Origin of the sequence: Parasphingorhabdus sp. DH2-15, from assembly GCF_051668705.1 — a bacterium.
Lineage (GTDB): Bacteria > Pseudomonadota > Alphaproteobacteria > Sphingomonadales > Sphingomonadaceae > Alterisphingorhabdus.
Map to the genome: position 1 here is coordinate 1,957,500 of NZ_CP196351.1, position 24,100 is coordinate 1,981,599.

A 24,100-nucleotide genomic window follows, 5' to 3' on the forward strand; every position below is an offset into this window, starting at 1 on the left:
GGGCGTCCGTCGTCATTATTATTGTCGTCTCGGCTTATGCGCCGGGAAGTTCGAGAATACGTTTGGAAATGACGTTCAGCATCACTTCGCTGGTGCCACCTTCAATGCTGTTCGCCTTGGTACGCAGCCATGTGCGCGGTTTGGCGCCGTGATGCGATCCTTCGCTTTCCCATTCCAGCGCGTCCGAACCGCCAGATGCCATAACCAGCTCATGCCGGCGCTTGTTCAGCTCTGTGCCAGCATATTTCATCATATTGGGCTGTGCAGGATGGCTTTTCTTCGCCTTCATTTCATCGACAAATTTCTCTGCCATCGCTTTGAACGCCAGCACATCGACATCAAAATGCGCCAGATCAGCGCGCAGCATCGGGTCGTCTAGCTGGCCCAGCGCATTGCTGCCAATTTCAGGCTTCACCTTGCCGCCCAGTGATGCAGAACCATCGCCCAAGCCGCCGCCAGAGATCATTTCACGCTCATGCCCCAGCAGATATTTTGCAACATCCCAGCCGCGGTTCAATTCGCCGACAATCTGGTCTTTAGGCACGGTGACATTATCAAAAAATGTCTCACAAAATGGTGAGTTGCCTGAAATCAATTTGATAGGCTTAGTGGTAACGCCCGGTGTTTCCATATCAAACAGCAAGAAAGAAATACCGCGATATTTGTCTTCCTTGTTGGTCCGCACCAGACAGAAAATCCAGTCGCATTTATCGGCATAGCTGGTCCAGATTTTCTGGCCATTCACAACCCAATGGTCGCCCTTATCTTCACCAAATGTTTGCAAGCTGACCAGATCGGAACCAGAGCCAGGCTCTGAATAACCTTGGCACCAGCGGATTTCACCGCGTGCAATTTGCCCCAGATAATGCACCTTTTGCTCTTCGGTACCAAAGTGCAGCAATGCGGGACCAAGCATCCAAATGCCAAAGCTCTGCAATGGAGAGCGGGCTTTGATACGCCCCATTTCTTGACGCAATATTTTGCCCTCTGCCGGGGAAAGACCTGCGCCGCCATATTCTTTTGGCCATTCTGGCACGGTATAGCCTTTGGCCAGACAGGCCTCAAACCATGATTTCTGCGCGTCACTTTTGAAGGTTGCGTTGCGGCCACCCCAATAAACGTCGTCTTCGCCCTTTATCGGTTGGCGCATTTCTTCAGGGCAATTTGCCTCAAGCCATGCGCGGGTCTCACTGCGAAAACTATCCAGATCTGTCATGATCCTTATCCTCTCAATAACGGGTTGCGTCTTTAATTGCGTAATTAAATACGCAATTGACCTAGCTATCGCAAGCCCACAAATACAAGGAAATAGGGGCGACGCCATTTCAGCCAGCGTGCCGTAGCGGCAAGTGAACAGCGCTTGACCTAAACCGCGCATAACATATGGTGACGCTTATAAGAATCGAACAAAAACCGGCGGCACAAGCCGGATTTGGAGAGCAGCATTGGCCATACTTCCCGTAAGAACTAAGCTCGGCTATGGCTTTGGCTCAGCTGCTTATGGGATCAAGGATAATGGCTTCGCTGTTTTCCTGTTATTCTATTATAATCAAGTCATTGGCCTGGATGGATTGCTGGTTGCCGCTGCATTGGCAACCGCACTGGTCGTCGATGCGTTTATAGACCCTTTGGTTGGCCATTTATCAGACAATACACGCACAAAAATCGGCAAACGCCACCCATGGCTATATGGCTCGGCAATCCCAATAGCCTTGTTTTGGATGCTGCTTTGGAACCCGCCGACGATGAGTGATGGGCTGACCTTTGTCTATCTTGTGGTCACCGCTATGCTAGTACGCTTCAGCATATCGGCTTATGAAGTGCCATCATTGGCATTGCTGCCTGAATTAACCCCTGACCCACATGAGCGCACCAATATCATGCGCTATCGTTTCATGTTTGGATGGGGCGCGGGCCTTAGCATAATGGCTGTTTCCTATGGCTATTTTCTGGCTGCCACACCGGATTTCCCTGATGGACAGCTGAATCCTCAAGGATATGAGCTCTATTCCCTTGCCGGTGCACTTGTAATGATTGTCGCCGTTCTTATTTCCGCCCGCACAACGCAAAAACGTATCGTTGGCAATTATCATCGCGGGCAGAGCGAAGCGCCAAAAAACGACGGATTGAAAGAGGTCATCCGTTCCTTCAGCTATCATCCGTTTAAATTGCTCCTGATTGCCAGCCTGTTGGCCTATACCAATCAAGGATTGATATTCGCCCTAACCACCTATCTTTTCCGCCATGTTTGGGAGCTTTCTGAACTCGCATTTCTAGGCTATTCTTTACTGTTATTTGTGGGCGTTATCCTTGCCTTCCTAACCGTGACACCGCTATCCAAACGTATAGGCAAACCCAAAGCGGCATCATATTTTGCGGCCATTAGTCTGGCCATTGGTGTTGCACCCTATTGGCTGCGTCTGGCCGACCTCTTCCCCGCTAATGGCAGCGCAATACTTGTGCCAACCTTGTTCACCTTCGCCGTGTCTGCCAAAGGCTTTGGCATTGCGGCAATGATATTGGCCATGTCAATGATGGCCGATATTGCAGAAGGTTATGAAAAACACACTGGCCGTAAATCAGAGGGTATATTTTCCGCTGGCATGTTCTTTACGCAAAAACTTGTCGGAGGGCTTGGCCTGTTGCTCGCTGGGTTGATTATATCTTTTGTGGGGTTGCCTGATGGCGCGGCGCGCGGATCGGTCGCAACAGAGATTGTGACCAATTTAACGCTGGCCTATGTTTCCATTAAAACTGTGATAGGGCTGGCATTAATCTGGGCCTTCCGCCAAATCCCACTGGAGAATAAAGATAGCCAGTAGAAATAAGCGCACAATATGGCGCTTTACGTATTCGCGGCCCTTGCGGCCAAATGAGATATTGTAAAAATACGAGGATTCGAAAGGACACAAATAATGGATTTTGATCTTACAGAACGTCAGACATATTGGCGCGATCGTGTACGCGACTTTATTGAGCAGCATGTTCGCCCGCGCATGGACGATTATAAAAATGAGCAAGCCAGCGGCGACCGCTGGAAAGTCTTGCAAGTTATTGAAGAAGAGAAAAAACGCGCCAAGGCAGCGGGCATCTGGAACCTGTTCATGCCACCTGCCAACCCTAACTTAACGCATATTGACGACAGTTTTGAATTTGAAGGCCCGGGCCTGACCAATTTGGAATATGCCCTGTGTGCAGAAGAAATGGGCCGTATCGGCTGGGCATCTGAGGTATTTAACTGTTCCGCGCCAGACACCGGCAATATGGAAGTGTTCCATCGCTATGGCACGCTGGAGCATAAAGAAGAATATCTGCGCCCATTGATGAACGGGGAAATCCGCTCTGCATTTTTGATGACGGAACCGCGCGTTGCCTCTTCTGATGCGACCAATATCGAAACATCGATTAAGCGTGAAGGTGATGAATATGTCATCAATGGCCGCAAATGGTGGTCATCTGGCGCAGGTGATCCACGCTGCAAAATTGCCATTGTTATGGGCAAAACCGATTTTGAGGCGAGCCGCCATAAACAGCAAAGTATGGTATTGATGCCGCTTGATGCGCCAGGCGTTAAAATCCTGCGTCACTTGCCTGTTTTCGGCTATGATGACGCGCCGCATGGCCATATGGAAATCGAACTGGAAAATGTCCGCATTCCGGCAAGCAATATGCTGCTGGGTGAAGGCCGCGGTTTTGAGATTGCACAGGGTCGCCTCGGCCCCGGTCGGATCCACCATTGTATGCGCACCATCGGCACTGCTGAAGAAGCGCTGAAGAAAATGGTCAAGCGCCTCAACACCCGTGTTGCATTCGGTAAGCGCATTGCAGAGCATAGCATCTGGGAACAGCGTATCGCACGCGCGCGTATCGATATTGAGATGACGCGCCTGCTCTGCCTGAAAGCGGCTGATATGATGGACAAAGTCGGCAACAAAGCTGCCATGGCAGAGATTGCCATGATCAAGGTGCAAGCGCCCAATATGGCATTGCAGATCCTTGACGACGCGATTCAGGCACATGGCGGCGGCGGTGTATCCGAAGATTTCGGCCTTGCTGCGGCCTATGCTGGCCAACGTACTTTGCGTTTGGCTGATGGTCCTGATGAAGTGCATGCACGCTCTATCTCTCGCATCGAATTTGGCAAATATCGTGACCGCGATGCCGAAGCACAAAGCATCTCCTCCGGTGATGTCGGCGCGACACGCTAAACGGTTATGAAAGCCGCTCTTTGCACCCAAACCAAAGCGCCTTTGGAATTTGCCGATATAGCTGTCGACAACCCTAAGGCGCATGAGGTCTTGATACGCACCAAAGCGGTGGGGTTATGCCATTCTGATTTGAAATTCATTGATGGTGGCTTTCCCTATGCCTTTCCTTTCGTGCCCGGGCATGAAGCCGTGGGTGTTGTCGAAAAGGTTGGTGATGCTGTGACCCGCCTGAAAGCCGGGGATCATGTGGTCACCGTGTTGACCGCCTTTTGCGGACATTGTGAGCAATGCGTTACGGGTCACATAACGCTCTGTCAGGAGCCGGAAACCAAGCGTGATGAAGACGCGCCGCAGCGTTTGCAGCGTACAGATCACACGCCGGTGCATCAGTTTCTCAACCTGTCTGCCTATGCTGAAATGATGCTGGTGCATGAAAGCAGCTGCGTCACCATCAATCGCGACATGCCCTTTGATCGGGCGGCCTTGCTAGGCTGCGCCGTGCTAACCGGGTGCGGCTCTGTCTTTTATGACAGTAAGGTCGAACCGGGTGAAAGCGTTGCGATAATCGGCTGTGGCGGCATTGGTCTGGCGGCCATTAATGCGGCAAAAATTGCTGGTGCAGGCCGCATCATCGCCATTGATCCGCTGGAAAGCAAACGTGCTCTCGCTCAAAAACTGGGCGCAACCCATGTTTATGATTTAGCGCAGGAAGGTCTGACAGACACCATTATCGCTGATACGCGCGGCGGCTGTCATAAGGTTATTGAGGCAGTGGGCCGCTCCTCCGCTGTCGCCATGGCATGGGGCATTACGCGGCGCGGCGGCACGACTACGATATTGGGCATGGTGCCGCCGGATGATCCGGTTGTCCTGCCCGGCCCGAGCTTTTTGCAGGGGCGCAAATTGCAGGGTTCTTTATTGGGCTCTGCCCCCTTCCCTGTCACCATTCCACGACTGGTGGATTTTTACATGACCGGCGCGCTTAACCTAGATGCGCTGGTGCATGAAATTCTGCCTTTTGACCAGATTAATCACGGATTAGATAATCTGCGCAGCGGCGAGCAGTTGCGCACTGTTATCGCCTTTGACCAATAGCATTAAATTTGATTATTGCGCTGCCCAGCAAGAGAGGAACCGCATGATATGACCCAAGACGCGCAATCGACCATGACCGGCACTATGGATGTGCCAGAGGCCGACCGGATTGACGAAGCCAGCCTGACCAAATGGATGGACGATAATGTTGAGGGCTTTTCTGGCCCGATTACATTGAGCAAGTTTAAAGGCGGCCAATCCAACCCGACCTATCGCATCGACACGCCCGGCAAAGCCTATGTTCTGCGCCGCAAACCTTTTGGTAAATTGCTGCCCTCTGCCCATGCCGTTGACCGCGAATTTCGCGTCATGGCGGCGCTGCACCCGCATGGCTTTCCCGTGCCGCAACCTTATGGCCTGTGTGAAGATGACAGCGTTATCGGTTCGATGTTTTTCATCATGGGCATGGCCGATGGCCGTAGCCTGTGGAATGGCACCCTGCCCGAACATGCCCCGCAAGATCGCCACGCTATCTACACCGCTATGACCGACACATTGGCACAGCTGCACACATTTGATGCAGAGGCTATTGGTCTAGGCAGTCATGGCAAGCCCGGCAATTATTGTGCGCGGCAGATTGACCGTTGGACCAAACAATACCGGCTGTCTGAAACCGGCACGATTGAGAAGATGGACCGGATGATGGAATGGCTGGCGCAAACCGTGCCGGAACAGCGCGGCAACGCTATTGTTCATGGCGATTATCGCATCGACAATATGATTTTTCATAAAAACGAAAACCATGTGATCGCTCTGCTCGATTGGGAGCTGTCCACATTGGGTGACCCGATAGCTGATTTGTCCTATTATCTGATGAGCTGGGTCACCCCGCCAGAGGGCCGTGCAGGCATTGGCGGGCTTGACCTGAAAGCATTGGGCATCCCCAATATCGAAGAATCCATCGCCCGCTATTCAGAAGTCTCCGGCATTACCGATATTCCCGATATGGACTGGTATTTTGCTTATAATATGTTCCGTATAGCAGCCATTTTGCAGGGCATTAAAAAGCGGGTTATTGATGGAACAGCGTCAAGCAAACACGCCAAAACCATGGCCGAGCGCGTGCCGATGCTGGTCGAAGGTGGATGGCAATTTGCCTTAAAAGCGGGGATTGAATAATGGCCATCACCAATCTTTATGACCTGACAGGCCGCACAGCCATCATCACCGGGTCATCACGCGGGATCGGTAAAGCAACCGCTGAACAACTCGCCGCCCATGGCGCAAATGTCGTTATCTCCAGCCGCAAAGCAGATGCCTGCCAAGAGGTCGCCGATGCGATTAACGCAGAATTTGCCAGCGATAGCGATAGCCCGCGGGCCATTTCAGTGCCTGCTAATATCTCATCAAAAGACGAGCTGGCCAATTTGGTCGCGCAAAGCCGCAAGGCCTTTGGCCCTATCGACATATTGGTCTGCAATGCGGCGTCCAACCCCTATTATGGCCCTATGGCAGAGATAGAGGATGATGTTTTCCGCAAAATCCTCGACAATAATATCCTCTCCAACCATTGGCTCATCCAGATGTGCGCACCGGATATGGTGGCCAAAGGCAAAGGCTCGGTCATCATTGTCTCGTCCATTGGCGGCATGGTCGGCACCGACACTTTGGGCGCCTATAATATTTCCAAAGCGGCTGACCTGCAATTGGCCCGCAACTATGCGACCGAATTTGGCAAACAGGGCATCAATGTGAATTGCATCGCACCCGGACTCATCAAAACCGACATGGCCCGCGCTCTTTGGGAAAACCCAAAATTGCTAAGCTATATGGAGAAGGCCACACCCTTGGGCCGCATTGGCGAGCCGAACGAGATAGCCGGCGCTGCTGTCTTTTTGGCCAGCGATGCATCCAATTTTATGACCGGCCAAGCCATGATTATTGATGGCGGCACCACCATTACGGCAGGGATTTAGATGAAACAGAGAAACGCCCTTCGACACGCTCAGGGCTAGCGGACATTGAAAGAAGGCAAGTTGAATAATGCATTAGTGATGCAAGACAGATAGCAGTGATCCTTACATCGTCCGTAAGTGCTGAGCTTGTCGAAGCACGGCCCACAGAATGGCCAAAACCAAAAAATGCTCTGCTAAACACAGGGTGACTGCAAAAGAAAAGAGATTGTATATGACTGACCTCAAAGGAAAAACCGCCATTGTTACTGGTGCGGGCAGCGGGATTGGCCGGGCCAGTGCCTTGCTTTATGCAGAGCAAGGCGCGCGCGTTATTGCCAGTGACATTACAGAAGCGGTGCAGGAAACTGCGGCCATGGCGCCTGATTCCATCACCGCGCATCAAGGCGATGCTGCTGATGAAGAGACAATCAAGGCGCTGGTCGATACCACTATGCAAAGCCATGGCGGATTAGATATTTTCTTCGCTAATGCGGGCATCTCTGGCGGCTTTGAAGGTATTTTTGAACAGAGCGTGGAAGAATGGGAAAAGATTTTGCGGATCAATCTGATCGGCGTTTTTCTGGCGGTCAAACATGGCGGTAAGGCGATTGTCGCAACATCGGAAGCGAATGACAATCGTGGCGGTTCCATCATTGCGACTGCATCTGTTGCGGGCCTGCGCTCCGGTGCTGGCGGCCCTGCCTATACGGCGTCGAAGGCAGGTGTCATCAATTTGGTGAAGATTGCAGCACAACAGCTTTCTGGCAGCAATGTGCGCTGTAACGCCATCTGCCCCGGCCTGATCGAAACTGGCATGACCAGCTTTCTTTATGAGGCCGCGCGCCGCAAGGGCAAGGAACAGATGGTTGGCAATCTCAACCCGGCACAACGCGGCGGCGAGCCTAATGAAATCGCAGAAGCTGCTTTGTTTTTGGCTTCTGATCGGTCAAGCTATGTCAATGGCCATGCTCTGGTTGTTGATGGTGGCCTGTCCACATCACACCCTTATACACGCCAACCCTTCGGCAAAACCGCAACATGAGCCTGCCCGAAGCAGATCCAGCCGCAGCAGGTTTCAACAGTGAGCGGCTAGCCAATATTGCTGCGCATATTCAGCGCAAATATCTCGATACCGGTTGCCTGCCCCATGCGGCATTACTGATTGGGCGCGGTGAACATATTGCTCATCATTCATTGCAGGGCGAAGCACGGCCGGGGCAAAAACTAGGCAAAGATCATATCTTCCGGCTCGCCAGCATGACCAAACCGGTTACCTCCATCGCTTTCATGCAATTGGTGGAACAGGGAAAGGTCGCTCTGTCCGATCCGGTGCATCACTATTTGCCGGAATTTAAAAATCTTGGTGTATTTGTGTCGGGCGGCGGGGATCAACCCTTTATCTCTCGGCCAACGGCGCAGGTAATGCGCATTATTGACCTGCTGCGCCACACCAGCGGCCTGACCTATGGGTTTCAGGAGCGCACCCCCATTGATGCTGCGTATCGCAAGGGTGGTTTTGAAAGATTTGATGGCGGCAGCATGGACGCGTTTATCAAAGCGTTGAGTGAAATCCCGCTGCAATTTGATCCTGGAACAAGCTGGAATTATTCTGTCTCTACAGATGTTCTGGGCGCGATTGTTGAGCGGATTTCAGGGCTATCGCTGGAAGACTATTTTCGCACCCATATTTTTGCGCCGCTAGGCATGGATGATACGCATTTTCAATTGCCCATGTCCAAGATCGACCGTGTGACGGACAGCTATGTTTTTGATCAACAGCAGCGCATGAAACCCTATGACCCAGGTGCTTCAACAGCATGGGCCAAAGAGCCAGGATATTTTTCCGGTGGCGGCGGGCTGATGTCGACGATGACGGATTATTATCGCTTCTGCCGAATGTTGCTGGGCAAAGGCAGTTTGGATGGTACGCGGATCATTGGCCGCAAAACGCTGGAGATGATGACGGCAAACCATCTGCCCGGTGGCGGGGATTTAACCCAGCATAGCAAAGCTCTGTTCTCTGAAGCAGAAAATGCTGGCGCAGGTTTTGGCTTGGGCTTTGCCACCACCATCGATTCCGCAGCAACCGGAGTCATGGGGTCAAATGGTGATTTTTACTGGGGCGGCATGTTCTCAACCGCATTTTTTGTTGATCCGGTGGAAGAGGTCATCATGATTTTCATGACCCAGCTTATGCCATCAAATATCTATCCGGTACGCCGAGAGATCAAAACCATGCTCTATGCTGCGCTGGACTAATATCCGCCCAGTCGAGCATGTTATCTCAAGCATCTTATCTTATGATGACATAACGTTTTGTAGCATGCTCCAAGCCGCATCAAAACGCGCGCGTCGGTCAGCCATTAGCGCCTTAGCTTGTGCATCCTCGCCCCATTGTTCGGCCTGCCAATCGCTCTCCAGAAAGGCTGCATCCCAGCAATGGTCAGCATCAATATGTCCATCACGCAATGCCAGCGCGAGGGCATAGGAGCCCAGCAAGGCGACTATCTGCGAAAATACCGTCAGCGCAAATTTGTCTAGCACGGCAACATCTTTTTGCGCCAATGCCATAACCGGTGCTGTCTGCGCTCCGGGCATAATGCCGCTGGTGCGCAGCCATTGCACTTCATGCGCATCTTCTAGCGCTTCCAATATCGGATCCCACATGTTCAGCTGTCGCTGCGTCAATGGGCTGTCATCCGCATCGCGATATGACAGTGTATCGGTATCTGCATAACCACAGACCTCACTTTCCAGCGCATCACGATGCGCGGCCACGCGGTCAATTGCGGCATTGCAAAAGCCGGTAATAATCATTGTCTCTGGACGGATAAATTCGCCTTGGTCGGCCCATTCCTGCGCCACCAATTTGGCCAATGCTGCATTGGGCAAAGTCAGATTGGCGCGCGCCGGCGTTTTGAGGGTCCGCCCATCCAGCGTAACGACATAGCCGCCGGCAATACGCTCAACCGAAACAATCTTATAAAACCGCTTGGGCAGATTCCTGTCTGCTTCAGCTGTCGGCGTTTTCACCGCATCGCTCATAATATTGTCCCTTCATCGCCCTTATCGCCTGTATCGCTATGAAGGGCGTTGCTGCTCCATCTCTTCGCCAGCATGGGCGGCGCGAAAAAGAATGTCAGAAAACCAATGAGGACTGGCACATATCCCCATATGGGCGGCGCAATATCCTGTTTGCCATAGAGCAAATAGATACCGAACATCAGTATGCCAATACCGACAAAGCGAGACAGGCTGATCAAAAAATGGCGTTGCACAGCAATTTTGTCATGCTGGTCACTGGTCATTTGGTGGTCCCTGCTTGCAGAATGTCAAACAATTCATCCATGCTTTTGGCGACTTTCTCCGCGCCAGAGTCCAGCAATTCCTGCATATCGTGATAGCCCCAGTCCACGCCAATAGCGCGTACATTGGCATTGATCGCCATTTCCATGTCAAAGCTGGTATCGCCAATCACCACTGCATATTCGGGCACGGTCATAGCGTCTTCCAACGCTTGATAGACCATTGCGGGGTGCGGCTTGCTGGGGTGGCGGTCTGCTGTTTGCAGGCTGACAAAATAATCCTGCAATCCATGATGTGCGACGCACAATTGCAGGCCGCGATCTGATTTACCGGTTGCGACTGCCAACAGCCACCCATCGGCACGCAGCCGGTCAAACACGCTCAGCAATCCATCATATAAGGGTTCCGCCACTGCGCCTTCTGCACGCAAAGCCTGAAACGCGGTTTTGTAGCTTTCGGCCAGCGCGATATGCGTATCCATATCCAGCTCCGGTGATAGGCTGCGCATGGCCTCTACCAGCGACAGGCCAACGATGCGGCGCACGCGGTGGTGGTCAGGCGGGGGTAAGTCATGCGCAGCAAAGGCCCGCGTCATAGCCCCGCAGATATTGGCCTGACTATCGACCATGGTACCATCACAATCAAAAATGGCCAGGCGGACAGGGTCTTGCACTGCCATTATTCTTTATCCAATTCGCGCATCATATGTGCCATTGCGCGCCGTCCACCCTTGTCCAGCGCAGCCGCAACATTTTCACGCGCCTCGGCGGGTTTATTCTGGTTCAGCTTGGCCGTTGCACGCCAAGCCTTTATCTCCATTTCGAAACCAACGATTGACTTCACCAACCCGTCAAAACGCTTTTCATCCATTTTGTCGCGCGTCCATGGTGTTTTGGGGGCCAGCTGCTCTTCATGATGTGCACTAGCCTCATCCAGAAAAGCGACCAGACCATCACGATTCATTTGCCGTACGCGGCCTTCCAGCTCTAGCGAGACATAATTCCAAGTCGGCACTTGGTGCTTTTGTTCATCCTCGCTCAGGCCATACCAGTCCGGGCTAATATAGGCGTCAGGGCCATTGATAACGAAAAGCGCATCCATACCAGCCAAATGCTTTGTCAGCGCATTGCCCCGCGCCAGATGGAACTGAATAGCACCATCACCAGTGGACAGCAGCGGCACATGCGCGACACGCGGACCATCGGGCGTGGTGGCGAAGATCATGCCAAAACCGATTTGTGCAATCATCGCTTCGTGCGCTGCGCGGTCATTCCAATGAAAATCGCTATTAGGATGCATAGGGTTCAGCCTCGCTTTCCAGATTTGTTACGTGCCGGAGCAGAGCGACCGCCAGCTGGGCCAGAACGACTACCAGATGCGCCCTTCTTCATCATGGGTTTCTTGCTATTTGACCCCGTTTTTGCACCAATTTTCGGTTTCCCCCTGCCGCGCGCTGGGCCAGATGGTTTCTTGCCATCATCTGCTACGCCGCGCCCACGGCGTTCACCGCGCCTGCCTTTGCGCATTTGTTTGGCATGGGCACGCGCCTTGCGCTTTTGCTCCTCACGCGTGGGTTCAGGCGCATGATCGACCGGATTGAAAGCGTCGCCAATCTCCATATCAAAGCCAAGGCCGTCCATAGTATCAGCAAAATGCGGCGGCAGATCGGCCTTTACCTCCAGCTTCCCGCCATCGGGATGGTCTATGCGCAAATGGCGGGCATGCAGATGCATTTTGCGGCTGATGCTGCCGGTCAGATGCGCATCTTTGCCACCATATTTTATATCGCCCAATATCGGGTGACCAATCGCAGCCATATGTACACGCAATTGGTGCGTGCGCCCGGTCAAGGGGAACAGCTCTACCCAGCTGACCCGCCCGCCAGCATGTTCCAGCACACGGTAACGGGTGCGTGCGCTCTGGCCCTCCACCTCATCAACGAACATCTTTTCACCGCCTGTGCCCGGCTGTTTAGCCAGCGGCAGATCAATCTGTCCCTCGCGAATTTCCGGCAAGCCCATGACAAGCGCCCAATAGGTTTTGCGCGCCGAACGGCCAGAAAAATGGCGCGAGAAAAAGGCTGCGCTGCCCGGTGATCGGGCCACCAGCAACACGCCCGAAGTATCTTTATCAAGCCGGTGAACAAGCCGTGGCCGCGGGCCTTCATCACCTTCAATATAGGCGTCCAGCAAGCCATCGACATGTTTATAGGTTTTGCTGCCGCCCTGTGTCGCAAGGCCCGGTGGCTTGTTGAGTATGAGCGCGGCACGATCACGGTGGATCACCATGCCCTCGGCCAGTGCGGTTTCCTCATCATTCAGCTCTTTGCGGCGGATAGTCTTTGACGGTTTTGCACGATCATCCGGCGGTACACGCAGCACCTGCCCCGTGCTTATCCGGTCGCTATGGCTCACCCGCTTGCCATCCAAACGCAATTGCCCCGTACGCGCCCAGCGTGACACGGTGCCAAAGCCAATATGCGCCATATGCCGCGCGAACCAGCGGTCAACGCGGATATCATTATCATCCGCCTTAACCGTAAAGCTGCGTACCTGCGGGCTGTCCGGCGACCATGCGCCCCCGTCACCTGCACTATCACCTGCGCCTGTTTTATCAACGCCGATATCCGGCCCTGTTGTGTCTGCTGATTTATCGTCTTCGCTCATGCCCATTGCCTTGTTAAAATAAGGCCTGCGAAAATCGCCGCCGTGGAGAGCGTTACCGACACCAACGCATAAGCCGCTGCTTGCCAATAGGCCCCTTCTGTCAGCATATTTGCCGTTTCCAGCGAAAATGCGGAAAAGGTTGTAAACCCGCCCAGCAACCCAATGCCCAGAAACAACCGCCACATTGGCGAAACATCATCAGCAAATTGCAGCCAGCCCGCCAATATGCCCATGGCAAGACCGCCCACTATATTCACTGTCAGCGTCGCCACTGGCCAGCTAGTCCCGGCCCAATGCGTCATTATCTGCCCGATATGAAATCGTCCTGCTGCGCCCAATGCGCCGCCCGCCATCACCCATAGGGTTGCACCAAAATATGTTGCTGCGCTCATTACAGGTTCAATAGACCGGCTTGAGGGGTTTTTCCAGTCAATAGCTTGGCCGCATCTGGCAATGCTTCAACTGGTAATGATATCAATTGCTTGCGACTAAGGTCTGGCGAACAGCATCAAGCGCAGCATCCGCTTTATCACCATCAGGGCCGCCACCTTGCGCCATATCGGGTCGGCCGCCGCCGCCCTTACCGCCCATAACCTCTACACCAGCGCGGACCAACGCCACTGCGTCAACTGTGCCGGTAAGATCCTGCGTAACGCCAACGGCCAGCGCAGCGCGGCCATCATTAACTGCGACAATAGCCGCTACGCCGCTGCCCATTTCCTGTTTGGCTTCATCAAGCAGGCCGCGCAGATCTTTCGGGTTCAGGCCAGAAATCACCCGCCCACGATAACGCACATTGCCGATGGTCTCATCCTCTGCAGGCTGCGCAGCACCGCCACCGTCACCCGCCAATGCCAGCGCTTTTTTCGCGGTCGCCAATTCTTCGGTGAGTTGCTTGCGCTCTTCCACCAAGGCCGCAACACGCGCAACCGCCTCATCAGGCCCAGTGCGCAAAGTGGACGCGACCGTTTGCAGACCGGTCTCACGGTCCACGAGATATTGCCGCGCAGCTTCGCCAGTAAGCGCTTCGATACGGCGTACACCGCCAGAAACCGCGCTTTCCGATATAATATGGAACAGACCAATATCACCCAATGCGCGAACATGGGTGCCGCCGCACAATTCTACCGAATAATCCGCATCGTCATCCAGACCCATGCTAAGAACCCGCACTTCATCGCCATATTTCTCACCGAATAAAGCCAAAGCGCCCGCTTCAACCGCATCATCGGGCGACATTAAACGGGTGGTGACATCTGCATTGCCACGCAGCTGGACATTCACCTCGGCCTGCACTGCGTCTATTTCATCAGCGGTCATTGCCTGCGGGTGTGAGAAGTCAAAGCGCAGCTTATCCTGCGCAACGAGGCTGCCCTTTTGCGTTACGTGCGCGCCCAAATGATTGCGCAGCGCGGCGTGCAGCAAATGGGTTGCGCTATGGTTGGCACGCAGTTCATCCCTGCGCAGAACATCGACCGTTAGAGAGACGGTATCATTGACCGCAATCGCGCCAGCCTCAACGGTAAGCTGATGGGCATGCAAACGGCCAAGCGGTTTTGCCACATCGTCAACCTTGGCAGCAAAACCATTATCGGCTGTTACGACCCCGCGATCACCTTCTTGACCACCGGATTCAGCATAAAATGGCGTTTGATTGACGATCATGACGCCGGTTTCACCTTTGGACAGTTTCTCAACGCGCTGCCCGTCTCTGACCAAGGCAACAACCTGTCCATCACCTTTTAATCCGGTATATCCGGTAAATTCGGTGCTGCCATGTTCATCGGCAATATCGAACCAAATATCTTCTGAAGCGGTTTCACCCGACCCCTTCCAAGCCGCGCGTGCGGCTGCTTTTTGCTGCGCCATCGCGGCATCAAACCCAGCTTTATCTACCGATATGCCGTCAGCACGCAAAGCGTCTTCGGTCAGGTCATAAGGGAAACCATAGGTGTCATAGAGTTTGAAAGCGATGGTGCCGTCTAGCTCGTCACCTTCCTGCAAATCGCCGCTTGCTTCGCCCAAAAGTTTTAGACCCTTGTCGAGCGTCTGACGGAATTTTTCTTCTTCACGGCGCAATGTTTCGCTAATAAGCGGCTGCGCGCGGGCAAGTTCAGGGAAAGCCTGACCCATTTCACCGACCAGAACCGGCACCAATTGATGCATCAAAGGGTCAGCTGCACCCAATAAATGCGCATGGCGCATCGCGCGGCGCATGATCCGGCGCAAAACATAGCCCCGCCCTTCATTGGCGGGCAGCACGCCATCCGCCATTAGGAAGGAGCAGGCCCGCAAATGGTCGGCAATGACGCGGTGACTGGCCAACTGTTCATCGTTCTGCGCCGCGCCAACCAGATTGGCCGATGCCGAGATAAGCTGTGTGAACGTGTCTGTATCGTAATTATTATGCACACCCTGCATAACAGCAGCGATACGCTCAAGGCCCATGCCGGTATCAATGCTGGGCTTTGGCAATGGTGTCATCTCGCCAGAGCTATCCCGCTCATATTGCATGAAGACAAGGTTCCAGATTTCGACAAAACGATCGCCATCTTCATCCGGACTGCCCGGAGGACCACCAGCTATATGCTCACCATGATCATAAAAGATTTCACTGCACGGACCGCATGGACCTGTATCACCCATTGACCAGAAATTATCATTGGTTGCGATGCGTATGATGCGTTCCTCGGGTAATCCGGAGATTTTGCGCCACAGATCAAAGGCTTCATCGTCTTCGTGATAGACTGTCGCTGTCAGCTTATCCGCTGGCAATTCCCAGACTTTGGTCAGCAATTCCCACGCGTGAACAATAGCCTCTTCTTTAAAATAATCGCCGAAAGAGAAATTTCCCAGCATTTCGAAAAATGTGTGGTGCCGCGCGGTATAGCCAACATTGTCCAAATCATTATGCTTGCCGCCAGCGCGTACACATTTTTGCGACGATGTTGCGCGCGGTGCTGGCGCTGCCTCCAACCCAGTAAAAATATTCTTGAACGGAACCATTCCTGCATTGACGAACATCAATGTCGGGTCCTGTTGAGGAATTAAGGGAGCGGACGCTATGGGCGTATGGTTCTGCCCAGCGAAAAAGTCCAAAAATGACTGACGGATATGGTTGGAGCTTGTCATGCCAGTGATTTAGGCGAGCGATAATTTGCTGACAAGTGGAAGATGCACGAAATCAGCAATGCCGGGCAAAATAAAAGGGCCGACCGTCAATATGATCAGCCCTTTTTATACATTACACCCGAATATTGTTACTCGGGCAAAATCATAATTCTAATCAAGACGCTTTTGATAGCATTTGTTCATAGCTTTTTCGCGCTTGCTGGTTTTTTCAATCTTTCCAGCTTCAATTTTGCACTGGCCAAGCGGTGTTGATTCCAATGCGGCTTGCATTGCGGCTGCTGAATCAAAATCAGGTGACACATTGCCGTCCGCAGTGAATTCAACCGGTTGAACCACTTCAGCGGTCAACTCTCGTCCCATGGGCAGACGTGCACGCTTACCAGTAATGAAACCTGCAAAAACACCAATAGCCAGAACGCCAACACCTGTTGCTACGGTATTGCCCTCGCCTTCTTGGCGGTATGTGCCGCCAATTGGCATTTTCCAGCTATCATAATCAATCGAATGCATTGCGAATTCGATTTTGCCAGATTTGCCAAATGCGCCCTTGCCTGTGCGCCACGTAATTTCAGCAGTCGCCGGTGTACCCTTAGGAATAACCACAACATTGTTGACGCTTACGTCTTCGGCCACGGTCAAGGCAAATGTATCGCCTGAACGATGCGAACTGCTGTTGACTTCGCTGGCGACAATCAACTTAACCGGTGTACCTTTTTTCAGAACAAGCATTTCAGCTGGTTGAGGTGCTGGCGGTGCGGCTACTGGAACTGCCGGTGCAAGTGGTGGTGCAGGAACAGCCACCACAGCTTGCTCACTAGTATCCCCATCAACCTGCGCATATAATGGCGCTGCGCACAGCAGAGCCATGGCCGTACCGGCCATAATTGTACTTCTCATCATATTCCCCCTTAAAACTCCTCCAAATATGGCAAAAATTACTGCCAAGAGGTGATTTTGATACCAATTTCCAATATTGGCAAGCAAATTATCTTACAATCGCAGTAAAATAACTCCGCAATATGAAAGAATGATGGAATATAAGAAAGGCTGATAAGTCAATTAATTAGAGGACTAAATCAATCGGGATCTGGCCCCGTCATCATTTCCTCTGCAACCTTATCTTCTTCGCCGCGAATGGCATTTTCAAGTTTGGCCATCATTTCCGGATTTTCTTTCAAGAAGGTTTTGGAATTCTCACGACCCTGACCAATGCGCACGGAATCATATGAGAACCAGCTGCCCGATTTCTCAACAATACCTGCCTTGACGCCCAGGTCGAGAATTTCACCGACTTTGGAAATACCCTCGCCATACATGATATCAAATTCGACTTGCTTGAATGGCGGCGCAACTTTGTTTTTCACGACTTTCACACGTGTCGCATTGCCGATAATATCATCACGGTCTTTAATCTGGCCAGTCCGGCGAATATCCAGACGCACCGATGCATAGAATTTCAATGCATTGCCGCCAGTGGTTGTCTCAGGGTTGCCGTACATCACGCCAATTTTCATGCGCAGCTGGTTGATGAACACAACCATACAACGCGATTTGGATATGGATCCGGTCAATTTACGCAGCGACTGGCTCATTAGACGTGCCTGAAGGCCGACATGGCTATCGCCCATCTCACCCTCAATTTCTGCGCGTGGCACCAAGGCAGCAACAGAGTCGATAACCAATATATCAACCGCATTTGACCGTACCAATGTATCAGCAATTTCCAGTGCCTGCTCACCTGTATCCGGCTGTGAGACAATCAGATCATCAATATTGACGCCCAGTTTTTTGGCATAAGCCGGATCAAGCGCATGCTCCGCATCAACAAATGCAGCTGTGCCGCCACCTTTTTGTGCCTCAGCAACAGTGTGGAGCGCCAATGTGGTTTTGCCAGAGCTTTCAGGGCCATAAATTTCAATGATGCGGCCACGCGGCAAACCGCCAATGCCCAAAGCAATATCCAGCCCCAAAGAGCCAGTTGAAATAGCCTCAATATTCATTGCCTCTTTTGAACCCAGCTTCATTGCCGAGCCTTTACCAAAAGCGCGATCAATTTGTGCTAATGCTGCATCCAGTGCTTTTTGCCGATCCATAGTTTTCGCCTGTTTTTCCGCTTCCACGAGTTTTAACTGTCCGGCCATATGCCTGTTCCTTCCACCTAGATGCCAATTGCGAATCAATCAATGATCAATTCGTACACCATTTGTTCTTATAGAACAAGTGTGGAACAAATTATTTGAATCAGGACGATATAAGTGCGCCCACAGCATCTTCCAAAGCACTGTGCGTAAAAGGTTTTGCCAATATGCTCACCGCGCTCACCCCTTTAGGAAAATCAACATCGGCGTTCCCGCTGCTGACCATAAAGGGGATGTTTGCCTCTTGCAGAGCGTGCGCAACTGGCCAACTGGTTTGCTGGCCCAGATGAATATCCAAAATGGCAGCATCAACATGATGTTCGGCCAAAGCAGATAAGGCTGTATCCACAGAATGGCATATGGCAGCAACGCCATGGCCCATATCCTCAAGGCTGTCTTCGACCAGCATGGCGATCATTGGCTCATCTTCAACAATCAGGAATTTTTTCGCCGCCATTATGAAGTTCCATTCTGAGAATATTGCGCCAAAGCGCGGCCAGTCATTTCACATATCTGCGCGACAGAAAACGGTTTTGGCAAAAAGAACATTCGATCGACATCAATGGATTGCCGCAATTGCTCTTCCGCATAGCCGGACATGAACAGGATCGGCACCTCACTGTTCAATCCGCGAATTTCCTTTGCCATGGCGGGGCCATCCATAACCGGCATGACCACATCGCTAATGACCAGATCAATACCACCCGATAGGCCGTTATGCGCATTAAATTGCTCCAGCCCGTCTTCGCCATCGCTGGCGGTAATGATAGTATAGCCTTGGCGTGACAAAGCGCGTTCAGCAACGGCGCGCACCATATCTTCATCCTCGACCAGCAAGATCGTACCACTGCCCCAATCATTCTGTGCTGGCGGATCATCTTTGATCGTTGCCGGTTCGCTGCTGCTATCAATAGGGCCGTCAAATACCGGGAAATAGATAGTGAAGGATGTACCAGCGCCCGGCTCAGAATCGACAAAGACATAGCCGCCGGATTGTTTGATAATGCCGTAAACCGTTGAAAGACCAAGGCCAGTGCCTTTGCCAACATCTTTGGTGGTGAAGAACGGTTCAAAAATCTTGGCTTGCAATTCGGGCGGAATACCGGTCCCAGTGTCTCGCACGATAATCGCAGAATAGTCCGCAATCGGCAGAATATCGCGATTGGATTGCCGAATATCGTCGCTGCTAAAGTTTTTCGTCTCAATCGACAAAATACCATTACCGTCCATTGCATCGCGGGCATTAACCGCGAGATTGACGATGACCTGTTCCAATTGCCCAGGGTCTGCGCGGATGGCGCCCAAATTGCGGTCATGACGCACTTCCAGCTTAACGCCCTCACCCATAAGCCGCGCAAGCAAATGCGATACTTCCGAAACAATATCCGGCAATTGAATGATTTGTGGTCGCAATGTCTGCTGGCGGGAAAAGGCGAGCAATTGACGGGTCAGGCTCGCGGCGCGACTGGAATTGTTCTTAATCTGCTGAATATCATCATAATCGCTATCACCCGGACTGTGGCGCAGCAGCATAAGGTCGCAATGGCCGATAATCGCGGTCAGCACATTGTTAAAATCATGCGCAACCCCGCCTGCAAGCTGGCCAATAGCCTGCATCTTAGTAGCCTGTGCAACCTGTCGTTTCAGCTTCGCTTCTTCGCTATTATCCCGCAAGGACAGCAGGACCGCAGCATCACCAAGACCGCGAATGCCCGACAGGCTGAGCGATACCGGATCATCCGGCAGGTCTTTCAAGCGAATGGCAAGGTCGCCAGTCTGCGCACGCCCAACGGCGAACCGCCTGATCGTATCAGCCAGAACCGATTTATCTTCGCGCACAACCAGATCGCCCGGATAAGAAGGAATATCCTTATCTTCGCGCCCGATAACCCGTGTAAAGCTGGCATTGGCGAACAGAAAGCGGCCATCACGGTCAACCATCGCCAAACCAATGGGCAGCAGCGATAGCATAATCTCTATCTGCTCCATCGCATTGCCCTGATCGACCATTTGGTCACCACGGTCGAGCAATAGGAACATGCCGGGCACTTGCGAGATATCCTCTGGTAGCGGCTCATGCGGGTCGGACAGCGGAACATGGACCAGCCGCAATGGACGGCGCACACCTATTTCGCGCTCAAAATACAGATTTTCTTTATCGTCAGTACGCAAGAAACTGCCCAGATCGCGGCCCACGACATTGGCAGCGGCATCGCCTGCGGCACGCCTGGAAAAGCCGCTATTGGCCGCGCGTATCCGTCCCTCTGGCCCGACAACACATATCATCAACCCAGCGCGGCCAGCCGCCAGACCGGGCTTACCGCTAAGCATTTGGCGAGCATCATCGATAAGGCTGGACTGCATAACCGGCTGCATGCGCCATAGCAGATGATCTTCTCCCCGGCCTGCGCGGCTGACATAGACTTCATATTGCCGGTTGGCGTGACGCACACCGTCAGCCTCGGACTCACCATCGCGCCAAGCAGTGCGCGCAGCCTCCAGCAAAATTTCCGAAGACCCTTGATCGAGTGGCAGATTTGCAGGTGCAAGCGGTTGATTGCTAAGTTGGGAATATTGTGGATTGCTACACACCAGACGCCCCGCACGGTCTGTAATCGCAATCAAAATTTCTGGATGGTCAGCAGCAGCAGCAGTCACAGTCCAGTCGGGGGCAATAATATCCGCATCAACCGATGTCGCGACAGAGCGAATATAGAGCAAGGCAAAGCCGCCAAAAAACACCATAGCCGATAGCAATATCAACGTAATGGCAAGGTCACGGGTCGCCAGATAGACAAGAGAGACGCAACATATCAGCGCCAACCCAGACAGCAGCACTGGCCAAGACAGTTTAGAATCGTGGTCAGAGCCAGATACTAAGGCATGTTGCCAATTATTCTCTATATTCGGCAAGGCTGGTCCTTTTCAACATGCATCAACACACAAAGCAGAATGATGGGCGGGAGTATCATCCAATAAGGCCGCATCATGCTTCACAATATCCTTAGCCGGAATGTGTCGACTTACGCAATTGGGAGCGTCTGCGTTTTCTACCGATCCAATAGCGCCAGCCAAATGACGCAACGACATAACCCAGAGACGCAAAGATGATCGCCAGAACAGCAAAGCCAAAAGCGGTCACGCCCGTTTCAAGGAAAATCCAGTTAATCCACTCGCCCATAGTGCTGCGCATCTGCGTGTTCAGCGGCTCACCATAGGTCATGGCATCGATTTGCAGCACGAAATCACCGACACGATTGGCGACCACAATCCAGAAAGGATAGGTAAACGGATTGGTGATAAATGTCGACAGCGCAGCAACCGGAACATTGGCGCGCACCGGCAGTGCAAAAAAGGCCGCGACGAATATCTGTCCGACAGGAATAAGGAACGCCGCCAGCATACCCAAGGCCACACCGCGCGGAACCGAACGGCGCGTGAAACGCCACAATTCAGATCGCAATACGCGCCCTGCAATAGGACGCATATATTTGTTGCGCTCCATGCCCTCGCGCGTCGGCATCTTGGCGGTCAGCCAATTGACAATACGCATAATCATTGCATTTCCGAAAAGATCGAATCTTTACCCATTCTCTTTTAATAGGCGTCCCTGTTGCCGTTTCCAATCACGCTCTTTGATTGTGGCACGTTTGTCGGGCGCTTTTTTGCCTTTTGCCAATGCCAGCTCGACTTTGGCTCGGCCTCTGCCGTTAAAAAATATCGATAAGGGCACCAATGTCATACCCTTGCGATTAACGGCGCCATGCATTTTGTTGATCTCACGCGCATGCAGCAGCAATTTGCGCGGGCGCTTAGGCTCATGGTTGAAACGGTTGCCATGGCTAAATTCCGGGATGTTGGAATTGACCAGAAAAACCTGCCCGTCTTTTACTTCGGCATAGCTCTCAGCAATGGACCCTTCACCAAAGCGCAAGGATTTAACCTCTGTGCCCTGTAATGCTATGCCAGCTTCAAACACCTCCTCAATAGCATAGTCAAACCGCGCGCGCCGGTTCTCGGCGACGGTTTTGACTTTTTCAAAGGCGGTGGGTTTAGGACGGGCCATAGCAGACAGGCCATTAGGTGCTTATATTAGCAGCGTCAATAAATGCATTGGCCATTCGCTTCACCAGCGCCGGATCGCCCTTTGCACGCGCCAAAATCAAAGCGCCTTCAAGCGTCGCAACCACTGCCTCGGCGCGGCTATGCTGCTGGTTGGTCATATGGGGCTGCAACCAGTCTATCATCAGGTCCATAAAGGCCGCCAATTTTGGCTTTAACTCTTCCGGCAGACCATCAATTTCGGATGCCAACATTCCGCATAGGCACATTTGCCCACCTTCCGTGATCGACATATCAAAGATTTTCGCCAAATGCCGCACGGCATCTGCCTCAGTCTGGCCGTTGTAGCTCTTCAGAAAAAGACTGGTGCGCTTGCTATATGTATCAATCAAAGCAACCACCAAATCCTCTTTGGTCGGAAAATGATAGTGCACGCTTGCGCTCTTTATCTCTGTGCGCATGGCAAGATCGCGAAAGCTAAATCCGTGATACCCTTTGGTGCGGATATATTCTTCCGCAAAGCCAAGGATTTTTTCTTTGTTGTTCATATCGCCAAATCTTTCCACCTATCATATGATAGGTAGTTATCCGGTCACAGCAAGGCAATGGGTCAGTAAAGCAGAGCCTTAGCCTGCCTATCCTAACCTATCCGCCAGAGATTATCCCCATTAAAGGCCAGCGGCAGCCAATGCAGCATCAACCTCGGCGCAGCTTTCTGCACTTGGCGGGGTCATAGGCAAACGCAATTCAGCAGAAAACCCGGAGCGAACTTTGCTCAATGCATATTTCACTGGCCCGGGCGAAGCATCAGAAAACAGCGCTTTATGCAGCGCAAACAATTTATCATGCAGATCAAGCGCGCTGGCCATATCACCTTTTGCCAAAGCAGATTGAAAGTCTGCGCACAAACGCGGCGCAACATTGGCGCTCACCGACACGCAGCCAGCTCCTCCCATGGCATAATGGCCCAGTGCAATCTCATCATTGCCCGATAGCTGGCAGAATGACGTACCACAATTCGCTCTGTGATCGCTGACACGGTCTAGTTCGCCCGTTGCGTCTTTCACGCCGGCAATCCAGCCTTGCTGCGCCATATGGGCCATGGTGCTACAGCTTATATCCGTCACCGTGCGCGCAGGCACATTATAGGCGATGATCGGCAGGTCACAGCCTGTGGCTAACGTTTCAAAATGCGCCAATATGCCCATCTGGTTTGGCCGGTTATAATATGGCGGCACAACCAACGCTGCATCTGCCCCGGCCGCTTTGGCCGCATGCATGTGCGCCAGTGCCACCTTGGTATCATTTGATCCGCAACCTGCGATCACTGGCACACGCCCCGCCGCTTGCTCAACACAGACCGCGACCACATGATTATGCTCTTCAATCGACATTGTCGCTGCTTCACCAGTGGTGCCGCAGGGAACAAGCGCAGCGCTGCCCTGGGCAATTTGCCAGTCGATAAAGTCGCGAAATTGCCCCTCTGCAAACGTTCCGTCGCAAAAGGGAGTCGCCAGAGCCGGAATTGAGCCGGAGAACATGGATTTACTCCTGATAAAAATGCACTAGGTGCAGGTTATTATTTAATTATAGTGCGC

The 24,100-nt window shown here is 52.5% G+C and carries 23 protein-coding genes; 7 read left to right on the plus strand and 16 right to left on the minus strand.

What is annotated here, in order from left to right:
* Positions 1–34: 34 nt before the first annotated feature.
* Complete coding sequence (locus ACR9YC_RS09190) at positions 35–1,216, minus strand: acyl-CoA dehydrogenase family protein (RefSeq protein ID WP_438726660.1); 1,182 nt, start codon at positions 1,214–1,216, stop codon at positions 35–37.
* Positions 1,217–1,445: 229 nt separating this feature from the next.
* On the opposite strand from ACR9YC_RS09190, the gene ACR9YC_RS09195 reads away from it, so the two are divergent.
* The 7 genes from ACR9YC_RS09195 (at position 1,446) to ACR9YC_RS09225 (ending at position 9,457) form a co-directional block, all read left to right on the plus strand.
* Positions 1,446–2,822, plus strand: a complete 1,377-nt coding sequence (locus tag ACR9YC_RS09195) for an MFS transporter (RefSeq protein WP_438726663.1) — start codon at positions 1,446–1,448, stop codon at positions 2,820–2,822.
* Positions 2,823–2,915: 93 nt separating this feature from the next.
* A complete protein-coding gene (locus ACR9YC_RS09200; protein WP_438726666.1) occupies positions 2,916–4,208 on the plus strand; it encodes an acyl-CoA dehydrogenase family protein in 1,293 nt (430 codons plus the stop codon).
* Between the two features lie 6 nt (positions 4,209–4,214).
* Positions 4,215–5,303, plus strand: a complete 1,089-nt coding sequence (locus tag ACR9YC_RS09205) for a Zn-dependent alcohol dehydrogenase (RefSeq protein ID WP_438726669.1) — start codon at positions 4,215–4,217, stop codon at positions 5,301–5,303.
* Positions 5,304–5,351: 48 nt separating this feature from the next.
* A complete protein-coding gene (locus ACR9YC_RS09210; RefSeq protein WP_438726671.1) occupies positions 5,352–6,422 on the plus strand; it encodes a phosphotransferase family protein in 1,071 nt (356 codons plus the stop codon).
* The gene (locus ACR9YC_RS09215; RefSeq protein WP_438726674.1) at positions 6,422–7,219 is read left to right on the plus strand and encodes an SDR family NAD(P)-dependent oxidoreductase; all 798 of its coding nucleotides are present in this window, start codon (positions 6,422–6,424) and stop codon (positions 7,217–7,219) included. Before ACR9YC_RS09210 ends, ACR9YC_RS09215 begins: the two co-directional genes overlap by 1 nt.
* Before the next feature lie 211 nt (positions 7,220–7,430).
* Positions 7,431–8,240: an SDR family NAD(P)-dependent oxidoreductase gene (locus ACR9YC_RS09220; protein ID WP_438726677.1), complete on the plus strand. Its 810-nt coding sequence runs from the start codon at positions 7,431–7,433 to the stop codon at positions 8,238–8,240.
* The gene (locus ACR9YC_RS09225) at positions 8,237–9,457 is read left to right on the plus strand and encodes a serine hydrolase domain-containing protein (protein ID WP_438726679.1); all 1,221 of its coding nucleotides are present in this window, start codon (positions 8,237–8,239) and stop codon (positions 9,455–9,457) included. The genes ACR9YC_RS09220 and ACR9YC_RS09225 overlap by 4 nt, the downstream gene beginning before the upstream one ends.
* 39 nt (positions 9,458–9,496) lie before the next feature.
* Here ACR9YC_RS09225 and ACR9YC_RS09230 read toward each other — a convergent pair whose 3' ends face one another.
* From ACR9YC_RS09230 to dapA, 15 genes are all read right to left on the minus strand, one after another.
* Positions 9,497–10,243 (minus strand): ATP12 family chaperone protein, encoded by a 747-nt coding sequence (locus ACR9YC_RS09230; protein WP_438726681.1) that lies wholly within the window; start codon positions 10,241–10,243, stop codon positions 9,497–9,499.
* Positions 10,240–10,506, minus strand: coding sequence for a hypothetical protein (locus tag ACR9YC_RS09235; RefSeq protein WP_438726684.1), 267 nt, complete (start codon positions 10,504–10,506; stop codon positions 10,240–10,242). The genes ACR9YC_RS09230 and ACR9YC_RS09235 overlap by 4 nt, the downstream gene beginning before the upstream one ends.
* A complete protein-coding gene (locus ACR9YC_RS09240) occupies positions 10,503–11,183 on the minus strand; it encodes an HAD-IA family hydrolase (protein WP_438726686.1) in 681 nt (226 codons plus the stop codon). Before ACR9YC_RS09240 ends, ACR9YC_RS09235 begins: the two co-directional genes overlap by 4 nt.
* Entirely contained in the window at positions 11,183–11,803 is a 621-nt protein-coding gene (locus ACR9YC_RS09245) for an FMN-binding negative transcriptional regulator (RefSeq protein ID WP_438726689.1), read from the minus strand. Before ACR9YC_RS09245 ends, ACR9YC_RS09240 begins: the two co-directional genes overlap by 1 nt.
* A 5-nt stretch (positions 11,804–11,808) precedes the next feature.
* Complete coding sequence (locus tag ACR9YC_RS09250) at positions 11,809–13,170, minus strand: RluA family pseudouridine synthase (RefSeq protein ID WP_438726692.1); 1,362 nt, start codon at positions 13,168–13,170, stop codon at positions 11,809–11,811.
* Positions 13,167–13,562: a fluoride efflux transporter CrcB gene (crcB, locus tag ACR9YC_RS09255; RefSeq protein ID WP_438726695.1), complete on the minus strand. Its 396-nt coding sequence runs from the start codon at positions 13,560–13,562 to the stop codon at positions 13,167–13,169. The genes ACR9YC_RS09250 and crcB overlap by 4 nt, the downstream gene beginning before the upstream one ends.
* Before the next feature lie 82 nt (positions 13,563–13,644).
* Entirely contained in the window at positions 13,645–16,302 is a 2,658-nt protein-coding gene (gene alaS / locus ACR9YC_RS09260; protein ID WP_438726698.1) for an alanine--tRNA ligase, read from the minus strand.
* Between the two features lie 150 nt (positions 16,303–16,452).
* Complete coding sequence (locus ACR9YC_RS09265; RefSeq protein WP_438726701.1) at positions 16,453–17,202, minus strand: hypothetical protein; 750 nt, start codon at positions 17,200–17,202, stop codon at positions 16,453–16,455.
* A 176-nt stretch (positions 17,203–17,378) separates the two neighbouring features.
* Positions 17,379–18,443: a recombinase RecA gene (recA, locus tag ACR9YC_RS09270; protein ID WP_438726704.1), complete on the minus strand. Its 1,065-nt coding sequence runs from the start codon at positions 18,441–18,443 to the stop codon at positions 17,379–17,381.
* 100 nt (positions 18,444–18,543) lie between these two features.
* Positions 18,544–18,897, minus strand: a complete 354-nt coding sequence (locus ACR9YC_RS09275) for a response regulator (protein WP_438726707.1) — start codon at positions 18,895–18,897, stop codon at positions 18,544–18,546.
* Entirely contained in the window at positions 18,897–21,353 is a 2,457-nt protein-coding gene (locus ACR9YC_RS09280) for an ATP-binding protein (RefSeq protein WP_438726710.1), read from the minus strand. Before ACR9YC_RS09280 ends, ACR9YC_RS09275 begins: the two co-directional genes overlap by 1 nt.
* Before the next feature lie 91 nt (positions 21,354–21,444).
* The gene (locus ACR9YC_RS09285) at positions 21,445–21,993 is read right to left on the minus strand and encodes a DUF2062 domain-containing protein (protein WP_438726713.1); all 549 of its coding nucleotides are present in this window, start codon (positions 21,991–21,993) and stop codon (positions 21,445–21,447) included.
* A 30-nt stretch (positions 21,994–22,023) separates the two neighbouring features.
* A complete protein-coding gene (gene smpB / locus ACR9YC_RS09290; protein WP_438726715.1) occupies positions 22,024–22,506 on the minus strand; it encodes an SsrA-binding protein SmpB in 483 nt (160 codons plus the stop codon).
* A gap of 13 nt (positions 22,507–22,519) precedes the next feature.
* The gene (locus ACR9YC_RS09295) at positions 22,520–23,050 is read right to left on the minus strand and encodes a TetR/AcrR family transcriptional regulator (RefSeq protein ID WP_438726718.1); all 531 of its coding nucleotides are present in this window, start codon (positions 23,048–23,050) and stop codon (positions 22,520–22,522) included.
* A 120-nt stretch (positions 23,051–23,170) separates the two neighbouring features.
* Complete coding sequence (gene dapA / locus ACR9YC_RS09300) at positions 23,171–24,043, minus strand: 4-hydroxy-tetrahydrodipicolinate synthase (protein WP_438726721.1); 873 nt, start codon at positions 24,041–24,043, stop codon at positions 23,171–23,173.
* Positions 24,044–24,100: the final 57 nt, after the last annotated feature.

Excerpts from the sequence above, each read along its gene's own strand:
- ACR9YC_RS09190 (WP_438726660.1), bottom strand. The coding sequence starts at position 1,216 with ATGACAGATCTGGATAGTTTTCGCAGTGAGACCCGCGCATGGCTTGAG.
- ACR9YC_RS09200 (WP_438726666.1), top strand. The coding sequence starts at position 2,916 with ATGGATTTTGATCTTACAGAACGTCAGACATATTGGCGCGATCGTGTA.
- ACR9YC_RS09205 (WP_438726669.1), top strand. The coding sequence starts at position 4,215 with ATGAAAGCCGCTCTTTGCACCCAAACCAAAGCGCCTTTGGAATTTGCC.
- ACR9YC_RS09210 (WP_438726671.1), top strand. The coding sequence starts at position 5,352 with ATGACCCAAGACGCGCAATCGACCATGACCGGCACTATGGATGTGCCA.
- ACR9YC_RS09215 (WP_438726674.1), top strand. The coding sequence starts at position 6,422 with ATGGCCATCACCAATCTTTATGACCTGACAGGCCGCACAGCCATCATC.
- ACR9YC_RS09220 (WP_438726677.1), top strand. The coding sequence starts at position 7,431 with ATGACTGACCTCAAAGGAAAAACCGCCATTGTTACTGGTGCGGGCAGC.
- ACR9YC_RS09225 (WP_438726679.1), top strand. The coding sequence starts at position 8,237 with ATGAGCCTGCCCGAAGCAGATCCAGCCGCAGCAGGTTTCAACAGTGAG.
- ACR9YC_RS09230 (WP_438726681.1), bottom strand. The coding sequence starts at position 10,243 with ATGAGCGATGCGGTGAAAACGCCGACAGCTGAAGCAGACAGGAATCTG.
- ACR9YC_RS09235 (WP_438726684.1), bottom strand. The coding sequence starts at position 10,506 with ATGACCAGTGACCAGCATGACAAAATTGCTGTGCAACGCCATTTTTTG.
- ACR9YC_RS09240 (WP_438726686.1), bottom strand. The coding sequence starts at position 11,183 with ATGGCAGTGCAAGACCCTGTCCGCCTGGCCATTTTTGATTGTGATGGT.
- ACR9YC_RS09245 (WP_438726689.1), bottom strand. The coding sequence starts at position 11,803 with ATGCATCCTAATAGCGATTTTCATTGGAATGACCGCGCAGCGCACGAA.
- ACR9YC_RS09250 (WP_438726692.1), bottom strand. The coding sequence starts at position 13,170 with ATGAGCGAAGACGATAAATCAGCAGACACAACAGGGCCGGATATCGGC.
- crcB (WP_438726695.1), bottom strand. The coding sequence starts at position 13,562 with ATGAGCGCAGCAACATATTTTGGTGCAACCCTATGGGTGATGGCGGGC.
- alaS (WP_438726698.1), bottom strand. The coding sequence starts at position 16,302 with ATGACAAGCTCCAACCATATCCGTCAGTCATTTTTGGACTTTTTCGCT.
- ACR9YC_RS09265 (WP_438726701.1), bottom strand. The coding sequence starts at position 17,202 with ATGATGAGAAGTACAATTATGGCCGGTACGGCCATGGCTCTGCTGTGC.
- recA (WP_438726704.1), bottom strand. The coding sequence starts at position 18,443 with ATGGCCGGACAGTTAAAACTCGTGGAAGCGGAAAAACAGGCGAAAACT.
- ACR9YC_RS09275 (WP_438726707.1), bottom strand. The coding sequence starts at position 18,897 with ATGGCGGCGAAAAAATTCCTGATTGTTGAAGATGAGCCAATGATCGCC.
- ACR9YC_RS09285 (WP_438726713.1), bottom strand. The coding sequence starts at position 21,993 with ATGCGTATTGTCAATTGGCTGACCGCCAAGATGCCGACGCGCGAGGGC.
- smpB (WP_438726715.1), bottom strand. The coding sequence starts at position 22,506 with ATGGCCCGTCCTAAACCCACCGCCTTTGAAAAAGTCAAAACCGTCGCC.
- ACR9YC_RS09295 (WP_438726718.1), bottom strand. The coding sequence starts at position 23,050 with ATGAACAACAAAGAAAAAATCCTTGGCTTTGCGGAAGAATATATCCGC.
- dapA (WP_438726721.1), bottom strand. The coding sequence starts at position 24,043 with ATGTTCTCCGGCTCAATTCCGGCTCTGGCGACTCCCTTTTGCGACGGA.